This is a genomic window from Hymenobacter gummosus, from assembly GCF_003970915.1.
Lineage (GTDB): Bacteria > Bacteroidota > Bacteroidia > Cytophagales > Hymenobacteraceae > Solirubrum > Solirubrum gummosum.
The window spans coordinates 1-13569 of record NZ_RXOF01000014.1; the positions used below are offsets into that span (position 1 = coordinate 1).

Sequence of the window (13569 nt, forward strand, 5' to 3'; positions counted from 1 at the left end):
GATGAACCCGCAGGCTCTCCTCAAACGAGCCCCAAGGTAAAAAACTGCTCCTGTTTCTTGCTTTCCATCACAGTATCTAGCCCCCCGCCGCTTGATGCGCGGAATCATCTGAGGAGGGGAACTAGCTCTAGCTTTAGACTAAGCCGCACTTTAAGCTAGATAGTAGAAGCCTCCCAGCACCAGCAGCGCCAGGCAAATCAGGCCGAATACGACGATGAGCAGGGTGTAATTGGTCTGGTCGAAGCGGCCCACGCTGAAGCGCTGCGGGTCGGCCGCGTCGTAGTGCACCGGTACCCGCTGCCCGCGCCGGTACTGCAGCCGGGCCAGGGAGTTGCCGGTGGCGGTGGTGCCCGTTACCGTCTGGCCCGCCAGCGTGCGGAAGCGCACCCGCAGCCGCGTCACCATGCCGCCCGCGGTGCCAGCCCCGATGCGGCCCTCCTCGAAGTCCACCACCTCGCCCTCCGTAGTCAGCGCGGCCGGCCCGGGGCTATGGCGCCGGCGAATCAGCCAGAGCACGAACAGAAACACCAGCAGCATGGCCGGGGCCAGCACGAGGAAGAAATTGCCGGGGGTGGGTTTGAGGGCCAGGAGCATGAGCAGCAAGGCTTGGTGCGTGAGCCGTATACGCGCCTGCGGCCCGCGCCGCCGTGGCTTCGTGGGGTGGCACGGGCCACTCCGCCCGGCCCGCCGCCGAGTGCGCCGCTGAAAACCTTGCCGCCTCGCGCCGGGCTTGTATCTTGCCCGGTGGCGGCCCGGCCCAGGTCGGCGGCCCCGGCTTCTCCAACTCCTTCTTTCTCCACTCCGCATGAAGAAACTGCTTCTCTCCCTGACGGCGGCCGCCGCGCTGCTCACGCTGCCCGCCTTCACCCCCGCCCCGACCCCGGCGGCGCCCCCGGCCGCGGCCCGCAAAGCCGCCCCCGAGCCCTACGCCGTGCAGCAGAACCTGAGCGGGGTGGGCTGGCGGGCCAAGAAAGTCGGTGGGGCGCACAACGGCGCGGTGCCGGTGAAAGAGGGCACCGTGCAGGTGCAGGGCAAGCAGATTGTGGGCGGCAGCTTCACCTTCGCCATGGACGGCCTGACGGTGGAGGACACCGACAGCCCGCGCCTGCTGAGCCACCTGAAGTCGGACGACTTTTTCAGCACCGCGAAGCACCCCACGGCCACTTTCGTCATCACCAGCGTGAAACCCACCAAGGCCGACGACCGGGGCAACAACGCCGACGTAACGGGCAACCTCACCATCAAGGGCATCACCAAGTCGATTACGTTCCCGGCCAAGACCGGCGTGAAGGACGGCCTGGCCTCGGCCTCGGGCACGGCCACCATCGACCGCACGCAGTTCGACATCAAGTACCGCTCGAAGTCCCTGCTCGAAACCGCCGCCGACAAGGTCATCGACGACAATTTCATCATCAGCTTCAACATCAACGCCAAGAAGGAAGTCCGCAGCTAAGGGCCGGTAAAACGGTTCTGGCCCGGGCGGCTCGGCGGCCATCCGGCCGCGCCCCGGTGCCGTGTGGCTGCCTGTACTGCCGCCCGTTTGGTCCACTGGCCGGACGGGCGGCCGTCTTTCCGGCGCCCCGGCACGCGAAGCCGCCCGGCCGCGGCGTTGTCGGGGCTGAACTACTTGCTTAGCCTATGCCCTACCGTTACGCCCTATGGATACTGTTGCTGCTCGGCAGCCCGCGGCCCGCGGCGGGCCAGAGCCGCCTGCGCATCGACGCGGCCGCGCCGGTGGATTCGGTGGTCGATAACGTACTGGTGGGCCGGGGCGTCCGCGTGGGCAACGTGCGCCTGACCGGCCTGCGCACCAGCCTGGGCAGCTTCGTTATCGATACCAGCGTCATCGGCATGCGGCGCGGGCTGCTGCTCTCCACCGGCGACGTGCGCCAGGTAGCCCAGGCCAACTCCTCGCCCGGCACCAGCGGCGTGGCGGCCGATTTCCGCCAGAAATTCCGGCCCGACAAGGATTTGGCGCGCATCTGCCGCTGCCGCCCCCGCGACCAGGTCGTCCTCGAATTTGACTTTGTGCCGGCCCACAACGCGGTGTCGTTCCGCTACTGCTTTGCCTCGGAGGAGTACCGGGAGTACGTCGGCTCGGGCTTCGACGACGCCTTTGCCTTCGTGCTCAGCGGCCCGAAAATCAAGCGCCGCAACCTGGCCTTGCTGCCCGGCAGCGAGGTGCGCGTGGCCATCAATACCGTCAACCAGCGCCGCCCGGAGCTGTACCTCAACAACGACTACTTCCTGAACTTCGGCCTGCTGAAAAAGTCGAAGAAGGGGCCGCGGGCCGCGTGGCCGCGCCGGCTCTGGAACTGGCTGTTCAACCGCCACAACTACGACCCGCGCGGCTTCTACACCCTGGAAAAGGAGAAAAAGAAGCTTAACCCGGTGCTGGTCGGCTCCTTTGAGTACGACGGCTTTACGCGGGTGCTCACGGCCCGGGCCTACGTGCAGCCCTGGCAGCTCTACCACCTGAAGCTAGTGCTGGCCGACGTGGGCGACGCGGCTTTCGACTCGGGCGTGTTTCTGGAGCAGGGCTCCTTCGGCAGCGTGCGCGACACCACCGAGCCCGGCTTCGTGGCCTACCGCGACCTGAGCCGGCGCATGAACTGGGACAGCATTTTTGGCCGCCTGCGCCCCGCTCCCACCGTGCTGGCCGCCCCGCCTGCCCCCGACCCCACCACCATTACCGTGGGCTTCGGGGTGGACGCCGACGGGCTGAGCCCCACCGAGCAGGCCCGCCTCGACGCCTTTGCCCGCTACGCCCTGGCCCACCCCGGGCCGCTGCAGATTCAGGGCTTCACCGACAACACCGGCTCAAGCCGCCACAACCAGGCCCTGTCGGAGCGCCGGGCGCTGCGGGTTATGTTCTACCTCAGCCGCCGGGGCGTGCCGCGCAGCCGCATGCAGTACCTGGGCCTGAGCGCCGAAAACCCCGTGGCCAGCAACGAGGACGACCAGGGCCGCGCCGCCAACCGCCGGGTGGAAGTCAGCCTGATTGAGGACTGATGCCGGCCAGAGGGGCGCCCGGCCTCCGTCCCGTTCCCAACTGCTTCGCTGCCTCACTGCTAAGTCGAGTACCATGCCCCTCTGGCACCTCACCGCCCGCAACATCAGCCCGCTACGCCTCTGGCGCACCGGCGCCTACTCGTTTCGGGTGATTGAGCCCGGGCCGCCCGTCGACGTGCTGACGAACTACGACTACGTGCTGTTTGACCGCCGATACGAAGGGGCGCTGCGCAGCACCGGCGCCGAGTTGCAGCTCACGCCCGTGACGGTAACTGATGAGGTGCGCCAGACCGTATGGCGGCACTACCTCGAAGCCAGTATCCGGCCCGCTGCTTCGCCCGAGGAAATAGCCCGGGCCGCGCCGCCCGGGCCGGTTATCTGCCGCTTCGGCGAAGACAGCGTGTTCGTGTCAGAGGCCCTGAAAACGCTGCTGCAGCAGATAGCCGGCCAAAAGCTCAGCTTCACGCCGGGGTTTTCCCGGTTTGCGTAGCCGGTTAGCCCAAGCGGCGGAGCGAGACTAAAACTAGCTCCCCTCCTCAGCTGAGGAGGGGTTGGGGGTGGTTGATGTTGTTCTGGAACGACATCTAGCTGTTAGCTTTCTAGCTCTAGTTTTTCAACCACCCCTAGCCCCTCCTCAGCTGAGGAGGGGAACTAGCCGTAGCTTTTAGCTCTAGCTCCGCGTCCGCGATTACTACATCGACAGCATGGCAGGTGCCCCGGGCTCCGGCTGCGGCTCGGCCTGCGCGGGGGCTTCGGGCTCGGCTTTCACCGGCCGCTCCAGGGCCCCGCCGATGGGGGCCAGCGGCTGCAGCAGGCGCACGACCAGGCCCGTCCAGCCGGTCTGGTGGCTGGCGCCGAGGCCGTGGCCGTCGTCGCCGTGAAAGTATTCGTGGAAGAGCAGGTAATCCTTGAAGTGCGGGTCGCGCTGCAGCAGCTGGTACTGGCCGAAGGCGGGGCGCTGGCCCTGCTCGTCGCGGCGGAAGATGCGGGTGAGGCGCCCGGCCAGGGCATTGGCCACGCCGTTGAGCGTCAGGTACTGGCCCGAACCGGTGGGGTACTCCACCGTTAGGGCGTCGCCGTAGTAGAAGTGAAAGCGCTGCAACGACTCGATGATGAGGTAGTTGATGGGAAACCACACCGGCCCGCGCCAGTTCGAGTTGCCGCCGAACAAGTCGGAGCAGGACTCACCGGCCTCGTAGCGCACCACGAAATCGGCTTCCGGGGTGTTGTAGATGTAGGGCTGCTCCTCGTGGTACTTCGACAGCGCCCGGATGCCGTAGTCGGAGAGAAATTCGGCCTCGTCGAGCATGCGGGTGAGCAGCTTTTCGAGGCGGTGGCGGCGCAGCAGGCTCAGCAGGTGCCGCTCCCCCTTGCCCGGCTCCTGCCAGCGCGACACCAGGGCCGAGAGCTGCGGGCGGTTGTCGAGCAGCCAGCGCAGGCGCTGGGTGAAGGCGGGCATGGCTTCGAGCAGTTCCTCATCGAGCACCTCCACGGCGAAGAGCGGAATCAGGCCCACGATACTGCGCACCTTGAGCTTCACCCGCTCGTCGTCGGGCAGGCGCAGCACGTCGTAGAAAAACTGGTCGTCCTCGTCCCAGAGGTTAAACGACCCGTCGCCGGCGTGGGTCATGGCCTCGGCGATGTAGAGAAAGTGCTCGAAGAACTTGCCGGCCATGTCCTGATACACCGGGTTGGTTTTGGCCAGCTCCAGCGCAATACGCATCAGGTTCAGCGCGTACATGGCCATCCACGAAGTGCCGTCGGCCTGCTCGATGTAGCCCCCGGTGGGCAGGGGCGCCGAGCGGTCGAACACGCCGATGTTGTCGAGCCCCAGGAAGCCGCCCTCGAAGATGTTGTGGTTGTTGCGGTCCTTGCGGTTGACCCACCAGGTGAAGTTCATCACCAGGCGGTGAAACAAAGTTTCGAGGAAGGAATGGTCGCCGTGGCCGTCGTTGAGCTTCTTGTCCATCTGGTACACGCGCCAGGTGGCCCAGGCGTGCACCGGCGGGTTCACGTCGGAGAAGTTCCACTCGTAGGCCGGCAGCTGCCCATTGGGGTGCATATACCAGTCGCGCGTCAGCAGCCGCAGCTGGTTTTTGGCGAATTCGGAGTCGACCACGGCCAGGGGCACGCAGTGGAAGGCCAAATCCCAGGCCGCGTACCACGGATACTCCCACTTGTCGGGCATCGACACGATGTCGGCGTTGCGCAGGTGGCGCCAGTTGGCGTTGCGGCCGCGGCGGCGGTCCAGGGGCAGGTACTCGGCGCCCGGGTCGCCGTCGAGCCACTGGGTCACGTCGTAATAGTAAAACTGCTTGCTCCAGAGCATCCCAGCCACGGCCTGGCGGTAGATGTTGCGGGCGTCCTCGTCGGGCTGCTGCTGCTGCAGGCAGTTATAGAACTCGTCGGCGTCCTGCAGGCGCTCCTGGAAGTGCCGGTCGAAAGCCGTGAAAGGCTCCTCCATCTGGTGCACGCTCAGGCGCAGGCACACCCGGCGCGAGGTGCCGGGCGCCACCTTGAAGGCGTAGTGCGCGGCCATTTTGGTGCCTTCGCCGGCGGGGTTCACGGCCAGGCGGTTGCCCTGCACCACGTAGTCGTTGATGCCGTCCTTATAGAACTCGCCCTCCCCGGCTTCCTCGTCGAACAAGCGGGCCACGTTGGTATCGTTGTCGCAGAAGAGCAGGTGGGGGTGGTCGGCGCAGTACAGGTAGTAGCGGCCCAGGTCGCGATGCTCCACTTCCACGGTGGTGGCGTCGAGCTGGCGCAGCTGGGGACGGTAGCTGTCGTAGCCCCAGCTCCAGGTGTTGCGAAACCAGAGCTGGGGCAGGATGTGCAGGGGCGCGGTTTTGGGGCCGCGGTTGTGGGCCGTAATCTGAATCAGCACGTCGTCGGGCCCGGCCTTGGCGTACTCGATGAACACGTCGAAGTACTTGTGCTGGTTGAAGATGCCAGTATCAAGCAGCTCGTACTCCGGCTCCTGACGGCTACGGCGGGCATTTTCATTGCGCAGACGCTGGTACGGAAACCCGCGCTGCGGGTACTTGTAAAGCATCTTCATGTAGGAGTGCGTGGGCGTGCTGTCGAGGTAGTAGTAGCACTCCTTCACGTCCTCGCCGTGGTTGCCCTGCCCGTTGGTGAGGCCAAACAGGCGCTCCTTGAGCTGCGCGTCGCGGCCGTTCCACAGGCCCACGCTCAGGCACAAGAGCTGCTGCTCGTCGGAGATGCCGCCCAGGCCTTCTTCGCCCCAGCGGTAGGCGTAGCTGCGGGCCATGTCGTGGGTCACGTGGTTCCAGGCGTTGCCGTCGGGCGAGTAGTCTTCGCGCACGGTGCCCCACTGGCGCTCAGTGAGGTAAGGGCCAAACTTCTGCCAGGGGGCCGTGCCGGCTTTGGTTTCGGCCAAGCGTATTTGTTCCTGCGTCATGCGGATATATGCCAGAAGCCCGCCGGAGCGGGCGCTGCGTCGTTGATTGAGAGAATAGCCGTCTGCGCATACCTGTCGTCATCGAATCCCGGGGTAGAGGTTCACCACTGAGCCCCGCTGCGCGCAGCCGGCTGGGCAAGTGTACGTAATCCGGGGCACACATTGTTGGGGCGAACCGGTAACTAGGCAGACCGGCAAGCCGGCGCAAACGTTTGCATTTAAGCAAGTTGCTCGACGGTATAGCTGACCTGGCCCCAGTAATAATCCTGGAAGCCAGCAGCGCAAAAACCGCCCTCAGGACGATGGCGCCTGACTTTTGCGGCTATAGTCCGTTGGCCCACCCCCATTGGTAGTAGCTACTCACCCCGGGGCATTTATAAATATTTCCTCCTCAACCAATTACCGCCAAATTTTCTCCAACGCCCCTGGAACTATCCGCCGATGCAATTGGCTTATGCGGCCAAACATTCCCCCACCCCTATGCTTGACACTTACCTCGTTGCCACTGGCTTCTACCAGATTGCCTGGCCCGACGCGCCCGGCGGCCAACCGGGCCTGACCTACGTGCGCCCCGGCGTCCGCGAATCGTTGCGGGTGTTTTTGTGCGCCGCCGCGCCCGAAATGGAAGTCTACACCGGGGAGCTGCAGAACGGCCGGCTGGTGTACCGCGGCCCCGCCGAGCTGGTGGAGCAGCTGCGCAACCTGGCCGAGCGGCAGAACTAGGGGGCCTCACCCCCCGGCCCCCTCTCCCGTGGAGAGGGGGAGCCTGACGTCAGCAACGACAGCGGGACCAATGAGCTTAGGCTCATTGGTCCCGCTTTGCATTTTCAAGTCGTTGAACAATCTCGTCAGCGGTGGGGTGGCGGAACCTGCGCGAAGCCACCCCGCGTCGCCAGCTGAGGTTGCTGACTTCAGGCTCCCCTCTCCACGGGAGAGAGGGCCGGGGGGGGGTGAGGTCCCTACGCCAGCGCCTTGGCCTTCGTTTCGCCTTCGGGCAGCATTTCCGGCACCGGCTCCAGCGTCACCACGGTGTACTTGGAGGTGGGCGTGTTGCTCACGGCGGCCACGCTGGCCACGGGTACCAGCACGTTGGTTTCGGGGTAGTAGGCGGCGCAGTTGCCCCGCGGCACGTCGTAGGGCACGGCAATGAACCGTTCGGCGTGGCGCTGCTGCCCGGCGAAGTGGCTCGTGAGGTTCACCAGCTGCCGGGGCCGGATGCCCCGCTCGCGCATGTCCTCGGCGTTGAGGAAGATGACGCGCCGCTCGCCGTACACGCCGCGGTACCGGTCGTTGTAGTCGTAGATGGTGGTGTTGAACTGGTCGTGGGAGCGGATGCTCATCAGCACCAGCTGCCCCGGCTCCAGCCGCTCGGCGGGCAGCTCGGTGACGGTGAAGTTGGCCTTGCCGTTGGGCGTGGTGAATTTCCGCTCCCGGGGGCCGTTGGGCAGGTAGAAGCCGCCGGGCCGCCGGATTTTCTGGTTGAAGTCCTCGAAGCCGGGAATCACCCGCGCAATCAGGTCCCGAATCCGGTCGTAGTTCTCGGTCAGCGCCGCCCAGTCGACTTGGGTTTTCTCGCCCAGCGTGGCCAGGGCCAGGCCCGCAATAATGGCCACTTCGCTGAGCATTTCGCCTTCCAGGGGCCGCAGCACGCCCTTATTCTGGCTGACCACGCCCATGGAATTCTCGCAGGAGGTGAACTGCGGCCCGCTGCGCTGCAGGTCGATATCCACGTGCGTGAGGCAGGGCAGAATCAGGGAAGTCTCGCCCGCGACGAGGTGGCCGCGGTTGAGCTTGGTGCTGATGAACACCGTGAGGCGCTGCCGGCGCAGGGCCTGGGCCAGCAGCTCGGTGTCGGGCGAGGCGGAGAGGAAATTGCCGCCCAGGCTCACGAACACGTGGGTGCGGCCCGCGTGCATGGCCTTGATGCTTTCCACCGTATCGAGGCCGTGCTCCCGCGGGGGCTGGAAGTTAAACTCCTTTTCCAGCGCGTCGAGGAAGGCCTGCTGCGGCCGCTCCCAGATGCCCATGGTCCGGTCGCCCTGCACGTTGGAGTGGCCGCGCACCGGGCACAGTCCGGCCCCGGGCTTGCCGATGGCGCCCTTGAGCAGGTGCAGGTTGACGATTTCCTGGATGGTCTGCACCCCGCTTTTCTGCTGCGTGAGGCCCATGGCCCAGCAGGTAATAATCTTCTGCCGCGGCCCGATGAGGTTGGCCGCTTCCAGCAGCTGGGCCCGCGTCAGCCCGCTCTGCTGCTCGATGTCCTCCCAACTCGTGCCCTCGATGTTGGCCAGGAACGCCTCGTAGTGGGCCGTGTATTCCTGGATAAATTCGTGGTCGACGACCTGGCCGGGGTTCAGGGCTTCGGCTTCCAGCAGGTGCTTCATGATGCCGCGCAGCACGGCCATGTCGCCGTTGATGCGCACCTGCAGGTAGAGGTCGGTGATGGGCGTCCCGTCGCCGAGCAGGGCGCCCACGGCCCGCAGCGGGTTCATAAAGTCCTGCGGGTTCTTGAAGTGGTCGAGGCCGGCTTCGCGCAGGGGGTTGACGGCAATGATGCGGGCCCCGTTGCGCTTGGCCAGCTGCAGGGCCGAGAGCATGCGCGGGTGGTTGGTACCCGGGTTCTGGCCCATGATGAGGATGACCTCGGCCTCGTGGATGTCGCCCAGCGTCACCGAGCCCTTGCCCAGGCCGGTGGTCGGGCTCAGGGCCGAGCCGCTCGACTCGTGGCACATGTTGGAGCAGTCGGGCAGGTTGTTGGTGCCGAACTGCCGCACGAACAGCTGGTAGAGAAACGCCGGCTCGTTGGGCACCTTGCCGGAGGTGTAGAACACCGCCTCGTCGGGCGACTGCAGCGCGTTCAATTTCTCAGCCACCAGCCCAAAGGCCTCGGGCCAGCTGATGCGGGTGTAGTGCGAGGCGCCGGGGCGCAGCACCAGCGGGTGCGTCAGGCGGCCGGCGTTGTTCAGGTCGCGGTCCGACATGCGCGAGAGGTCCGCCAGGCTGTGGCGGGCGAAGAACTCCGGGTCGGCGCGGCGGGTGTCGGCGTCGGAGGCGGTGGCCTTGGCGCCGTTTTCGCAGAACTCGGCCACGGAGCGGTGGTCGTCGGGGTCGGGCCAGGCGCAGGAAGAGCAGTCGAAGCCGTCCTTCTGGTTGAGCTTCAGCAAGGCGTGCGTGCCCCGGCCCAGGCCCGCCTCGCCCCAGGCAAACTCCGCCGACTTGAGCACCGCCTTGATGCCGGCCGCCACCTTGGCCGGCGGGCCCAGCTTCAGGCCGGTAAAGTCGTCGGGCGGCTGGGCCAGCACCGGGTGCTGGTGTTTGGCGCCCAGGGTGTCGGGGGCGGGCAACAGCTCGGTATCCGCGTCGGCCTTGCCCTGGGGGGCGGGGTCGTAGTGGTCGGGCGCGGGGGCTTCGCCCTGGGCGGGGCGCTGCCCACTCCGGGGTGCCTGCCCGGCGCTCTGCTGCTGGGTTTTGCCGGCCTGCCCGGGGTTGGTGGCGGGAGAATCTTCCATGCTGACTGGGTAACACGTGACAGTTTGGAGTGACAGGTGACAAGTAACACGTGACAAGTCAGAACGACCAACCTGTCACGTGTTACTTGTCACCTGTTACCTGTCACCCTTTAAAATCCTTTTCTACGATTATACGCAGGGTTTGCCCGTCGGCCACGTCCAGGCGGCCTTCCAGGCCGACTTCGCCGGGCTGCAGCCAGCCCTGGGCCAGCGCGGCGGGCACCAGCACTTCCAGCGCGCCGGGCGTGTAGGCCACGCGCAGGGCCTGCTCGGCGGCGGTGGAGCTGTCGGGAGTTTGCTGCAGGGCGTAGCTGAGCCGGCCGGTCGGGCCGGGCGCCAGCGGCACCGTCACGGCCACGCGGCCGGTCTGGGCAAACTGCGCCAGGTCTTCGGTGGAGAGGCGCAGGCGCAGGGAGTCGTCTTCGAGGCGGAGCTTCATAAACCGCTGATTAAGGCTGATTGCACTGATTTGGCTGACTCATTCGGCTGGATTTAGGCAGTTGGTGCGCCGCTGGCCGTTACTGGCCCTACGTTCAACTGGCCGGGCCCGCCCCCAACTTCACTCATTCGCTCATTCACTCATTCACTCCCTGAACCCGCCAGGGGTGCGCGTAGATGTTGTACCGCTGCTGGCGCACGAAGCCCAGCAGGGTCAGGCCGAAATCCTGGGCGGCCTGCACGGCCAGGGAGCTGGGCGCGCCCACGGCCGCCAGCACCGCAATGCCGGCCACGGCGGCTTTCTGCACCAGCTCGAAGGAAGCCCGGCCGCTGACCAGCAGCACGTGCCGGCTCAGGGGCAGTTCGTCGGCCAGCAGGGCCGCGCCGATGAGCTTGTCGAGGGCGTTGTGGCGGCCCACGTCTTCGCGCAGCAGCAGCAGCTCCCCGGCGGGCGAAAACAGGGCCGCTGCGTGCAGGCCGCCGGTCTGCTCGAAGCCGGCTTGGGCCTGGCGCTGCCGCTCGGGCAGCTCGTGAATCACGGCGGCGGGCACCAGCGGACCGTCGGCGGGCAGCACGGGGCAGGCGGCGGCGTGCACGGCCGCGATGCTGGTTTTGCCGCAGACGCCGCAGCTGCTGCTGGTGTAGAAGTGGCGCTCCAGGCGCGGCAAATCCAGGGCGGCGGCGGTGGCCAGCTCGGCGCGCACCACGTTTTCGCGCTCCTCGGGCTTTTGCACGTCGGGGCAGTGCAGCAGGCCGGTGAGGTCGGCGCGGCTCCGGATCAGGCCCTCGGTGAGCAGGAAGCCGGCGGCCAGCTCCAGGTCGTGGCCGGGGGTACGCATGGTCACGGCCAGGGTGCGCTGCTCCCGCTGCCCGGCGGGGCCGTAGCCCAGGCGGATTTCCAGCGGCTCCTCGGCGGCCAGGATGTCGTCGGCTTCGCGGCGCTCCGCCCCCGTCACGCGCTGCACGCGGGTGTACTCGTAGCTGGCGGGTGGCAGAAAAACGGGCGCGGACATGGGCGAAATACTTCGGTGAGGGCTGCGAAGTAAACGGAAGTCCGGCGGATCCGGTCGTCAGAAGAACAGCAGCACACCCAGCGTGAGCAGCAACAGCAGGCTACCCGCCACGGCCAGGTTGATGCGCAGCTCGGGGGAAATACTGGGCAACAGGCCCGCCGCCGTGCACAGCAGCAGCAACACCGGCACCCAGCCGAAACTCGTCTGGTAAATGGCGCCGTTGTAGGGCCGGAGCGGTAGCTGCCCCGTCCGCCGCTCCGGCACGTCGATCAGGCGCACCACGCGCAGCAGCGGGGTTTGCCACACGGTCAGGTAGTTGGCGTCGCGTATGATCAGGGCCTGCCGGCTGTGCAGCTGGAAGCTGGTGTGGGGGGTGCGGAACGCGTAGCCCAGCTGCGGATCCGACATGGAAGCCCCGACCGACACCACCCGCCGCTCCAGCACGGCTTCGCGGGTGTACTCGCGCAGCGGCAGCGCCCAGTCCAGGGCCAGCAGCAGAACGAAAACGGCCAGCCCCAACAACACCTTACGGGCCACGCGGGCGTATCCGACCAGCTGTTCCCGCTCCTCGTCGCGGGCGCGCATGGCCGGCGGACGCGTGTCGGGCTGCTGGCGCAGCCACTCGTCGTAGGCCCGGCGAAGGGCGGGGTCGGTGAGGGTGGGCAGGCCCTCGGCCGCGGCCTGCTGCCGGGCCCGGGCCGCTTCGGAATCGGCCGCCTGCTCGCTCAGCTCCCGGTAGGCGCGCTTGATTTCCGCGGGGGTGGCGGCCCGGGGTACGCCCAGCAAGCGGTAGTAATCGGACATCGGTGGTGTGGTTTGAACGGCAGCAGGTGGTGAACGAAGCCCCGGCGGCATAAAGTACACAGGGCCCGCGGCAGTCGAAAACGTCTGTCTTATGCCGACGGCGGAATAATAGCCAACCTTTGCCCGCATCCGGCAGTTTCAACAGCCTCAACCGCTCATCCGCGCCCTACTCACTTGTTACCCGTCACGTGTTACGTGTCACTCCGAAGATGCTCAGTCCCGACGAACGACTCCGCTACCGCCGCCACCTGCAACTAGCCGACATCGGCGAAGCGGGCCAGCTGCGGCTGCGGGCCGCCCGCGTGTTGGTGGTAGGCGCCGGCGGGCTGGGCTGCCCCATTCTGCAATATCTGGCCGCCGCCGGCGTGGGCACTCTGGGCATTGCCGACGCCGACCGGGTGGAAATCAGCAACCTGCAGCGCCAGATTCTGTACGGTCCCGCCGACCTGGGCCAACTGAAAGCCGCCGCCGCCGCCCGCGAGGTGCAGCGCCTCAACCCGCTGGTGCACTGCGAAGTCCACCCGGTGCGCGTAACGCCCGCCAACGTGCGCGCGCTGCTGGCGGGCTACGACGTCGTCATCGACGGCTCCGACAACTTCCCGACCCGCTACCTGCTCAACGACGCCTGCGTGAGCCTCGCGAAGCCGCTGGTGTCGGGGGCCATCCACAAGTTCGAGGGGCAGGTGTCGGTGTTCAACTACCGGGGCGGCCCCACCTACCGCTGCCTCTTCCCCACCCCGCCCGGCCCCGACGAAGCGCCCAACTGCGCCGCCACCGGCGTGCTGGGCGTGCTGCCCGGTCTGGTGGGCACGGTGCAGGCCACCGAGGCGCTGAAAGTCGTGCTAGGCCTGGGCGAGGTGCTCAGCGGCCGGCTCTGGCTGCTTGATGCCTTGACCATGCAGACGCGCACCCTGCGCTTCAGCCGCCACCCCGAGCGCAGCCTCCTCGGCCTCGACGCGGCCAACCCCGCCGACTACCACGACCCGGGCTGCGCCGCCCCGCCCGCGGCCCTCAGCGCGGCCGAGCTGCGCCAGCGGCTGCAGTCGGCCACCCCGCCCTTCCTGCTCGACGTGCGGGAGCCCAACGAGTTCGAGGCTGAGCACCTGCCCGGGGCCATCCTGCTGCCCCTGAGCCAGCTGGCCGCGGGCGTGGCGCAGGTGCCGCGGCAGCAGCCGGTGGTGGTGTACTGCCGCTCCGGGGCCCGCAGCGCCCGCGCCATTCAGCAGCTGCAGGCCGATTTTGGCTTCGACAACCTGCAGAACCTGGAAGGGGGCATCCTGGCCTGGGCAGAATCCGCCAACGACCCAGCACGACCTGGCGCCGGTTTAGCGAGTGAAACGAGCGTAACCAGTGCCTAAAATAAAGCAGGCTT

The 13569-nt window shown here is 67.0% G+C and carries 11 protein-coding genes; 5 read left to right on the top strand and 6 right to left on the bottom strand.

Annotated elements, in window-relative coordinates; all coding sequences use genetic code 11:
* Window positions 1–150: 150 nt before the first annotated feature.
* The gene (locus tag EJV47_RS20355) at window positions 151–594 is read right to left on the bottom strand and encodes a DUF3592 domain-containing protein (RefSeq protein WP_165903849.1); all 444 of its coding nucleotides are present in this window, start codon (window positions 592–594) and stop codon (window positions 151–153) included.
* Window positions 595–805: 211 nt separating this feature from the next.
* Here EJV47_RS20355 and EJV47_RS20360 point away from each other — a divergent pair, with 211 nt between their 5' ends.
* The 3 genes from EJV47_RS20360 to EJV47_RS20370 all read left to right on the top strand — a co-directional run bounded on the left by EJV47_RS20360 (window position 806) and on the right by EJV47_RS20370 (window position 3502).
* Complete coding sequence (locus EJV47_RS20360; RefSeq protein ID WP_126695049.1) at window positions 806–1453, top strand: YceI family protein; 648 nt, start codon at window positions 806–808, stop codon at window positions 1451–1453.
* A 185-nt stretch (window positions 1454–1638) separates the two neighbouring features.
* On the top strand, window positions 1639–3012 hold the full coding sequence (locus EJV47_RS20365; RefSeq protein WP_126695050.1) for an OmpA family protein: 1374 nt from the start codon (window positions 1639–1641) through the stop codon (window positions 3010–3012).
* 73 nt (window positions 3013–3085) lie between these two features.
* Window positions 3086–3502: a hypothetical protein gene (locus EJV47_RS20370; RefSeq protein WP_126695051.1), complete on the top strand. Its 417-nt coding sequence runs from the start codon at window positions 3086–3088 to the stop codon at window positions 3500–3502.
* Between the two features lie 201 nt (window positions 3503–3703).
* On the opposite strand, the gene EJV47_RS20375 is transcribed toward EJV47_RS20370, so the two are convergent.
* Entirely contained in the window at window positions 3704–6433 is a 2730-nt protein-coding gene (locus EJV47_RS20375) for an MGH1-like glycoside hydrolase domain-containing protein (RefSeq protein ID WP_126695052.1), read from the bottom strand.
* Window positions 6434–6913: 480 nt separating this feature from the next.
* On the opposite strand from EJV47_RS20375, the gene EJV47_RS20380 reads away from it, so the two are divergent.
* Window positions 6914–7156, top strand: coding sequence for a hypothetical protein (locus tag EJV47_RS20380; RefSeq protein WP_126695053.1), 243 nt, complete (start codon window positions 6914–6916; stop codon window positions 7154–7156).
* A 236-nt stretch (window positions 7157–7392) separates the two neighbouring features.
* On the opposite strand, the gene EJV47_RS20385 is transcribed toward EJV47_RS20380, so the two are convergent.
* The 4 genes from EJV47_RS20385 to EJV47_RS20400 form a co-directional block, all read right to left on the bottom strand.
* A complete protein-coding gene (locus tag EJV47_RS20385; RefSeq protein WP_126695054.1) occupies window positions 7393–9942 on the bottom strand; it encodes an FdhF/YdeP family oxidoreductase in 2550 nt (849 codons plus the stop codon).
* A gap of 103 nt (window positions 9943–10045) precedes the next feature.
* Complete coding sequence (locus EJV47_RS20390) at window positions 10046–10381, bottom strand: DUF7009 family protein (RefSeq protein ID WP_126695055.1); 336 nt, start codon at window positions 10379–10381, stop codon at window positions 10046–10048.
* A 136-nt stretch (window positions 10382–10517) separates the two neighbouring features.
* Window positions 10518–11393, bottom strand: coding sequence for a formate dehydrogenase accessory sulfurtransferase FdhD (fdhD, locus tag EJV47_RS20395; RefSeq protein ID WP_126695056.1), 876 nt, complete (start codon window positions 11391–11393; stop codon window positions 10518–10520).
* A 57-nt stretch (window positions 11394–11450) separates the two neighbouring features.
* Window positions 11451–12197 (bottom strand): J domain-containing protein, encoded by a 747-nt coding sequence (locus EJV47_RS20400; RefSeq protein WP_165903850.1) that lies wholly within the window; start codon window positions 12195–12197, stop codon window positions 11451–11453.
* Between the two features lie 209 nt (window positions 12198–12406).
* On the opposite strand from EJV47_RS20400, the gene moeB reads away from it, so the two are divergent.
* Window positions 12407–13555: a molybdopterin-synthase adenylyltransferase MoeB gene (moeB, locus tag EJV47_RS20405; protein ID WP_126695058.1), complete on the top strand. Its 1149-nt coding sequence runs from the start codon at window positions 12407–12409 to the stop codon at window positions 13553–13555.
* Window positions 13556–13569 lie beyond the last annotated feature (14 nt).

Excerpts from the sequence above, each read along its gene's own strand:
- EJV47_RS20355 (WP_165903849.1), bottom strand. The coding sequence starts at position 594 with ATGCTCCTGGCCCTCAAACCCACCCCCGGCAATTTCTTCCTCGTGCTG.
- EJV47_RS20360 (WP_126695049.1), top strand. The coding sequence starts at position 806 with ATGAAGAAACTGCTTCTCTCCCTGACGGCGGCCGCCGCGCTGCTCACG.
- EJV47_RS20365 (WP_126695050.1), top strand. The coding sequence starts at position 1,639 with ATGCCCTACCGTTACGCCCTATGGATACTGTTGCTGCTCGGCAGCCCG.
- EJV47_RS20370 (WP_126695051.1), top strand. The coding sequence starts at position 3,086 with ATGCCCCTCTGGCACCTCACCGCCCGCAACATCAGCCCGCTACGCCTC.
- EJV47_RS20375 (WP_126695052.1), bottom strand. The coding sequence starts at position 6,433 with ATGACGCAGGAACAAATACGCTTGGCCGAAACCAAAGCCGGCACGGCC.
- EJV47_RS20380 (WP_126695053.1), top strand. The coding sequence starts at position 6,914 with ATGCTTGACACTTACCTCGTTGCCACTGGCTTCTACCAGATTGCCTGG.
- EJV47_RS20385 (WP_126695054.1), bottom strand. The coding sequence starts at position 9,942 with ATGGAAGATTCTCCCGCCACCAACCCCGGGCAGGCCGGCAAAACCCAG.
- EJV47_RS20390 (WP_126695055.1), bottom strand. The coding sequence starts at position 10,381 with ATGAAGCTCCGCCTCGAAGACGACTCCCTGCGCCTGCGCCTCTCCACC.
- fdhD (WP_126695056.1), bottom strand. The coding sequence starts at position 11,393 with ATGTCCGCGCCCGTTTTTCTGCCACCCGCCAGCTACGAGTACACCCGC.
- EJV47_RS20400 (WP_165903850.1), bottom strand. The coding sequence starts at position 12,197 with ATGTCCGATTACTACCGCTTGCTGGGCGTACCCCGGGCCGCCACCCCC.
- moeB (WP_126695058.1), top strand. The coding sequence starts at position 12,407 with ATGCTCAGTCCCGACGAACGACTCCGCTACCGCCGCCACCTGCAACTA.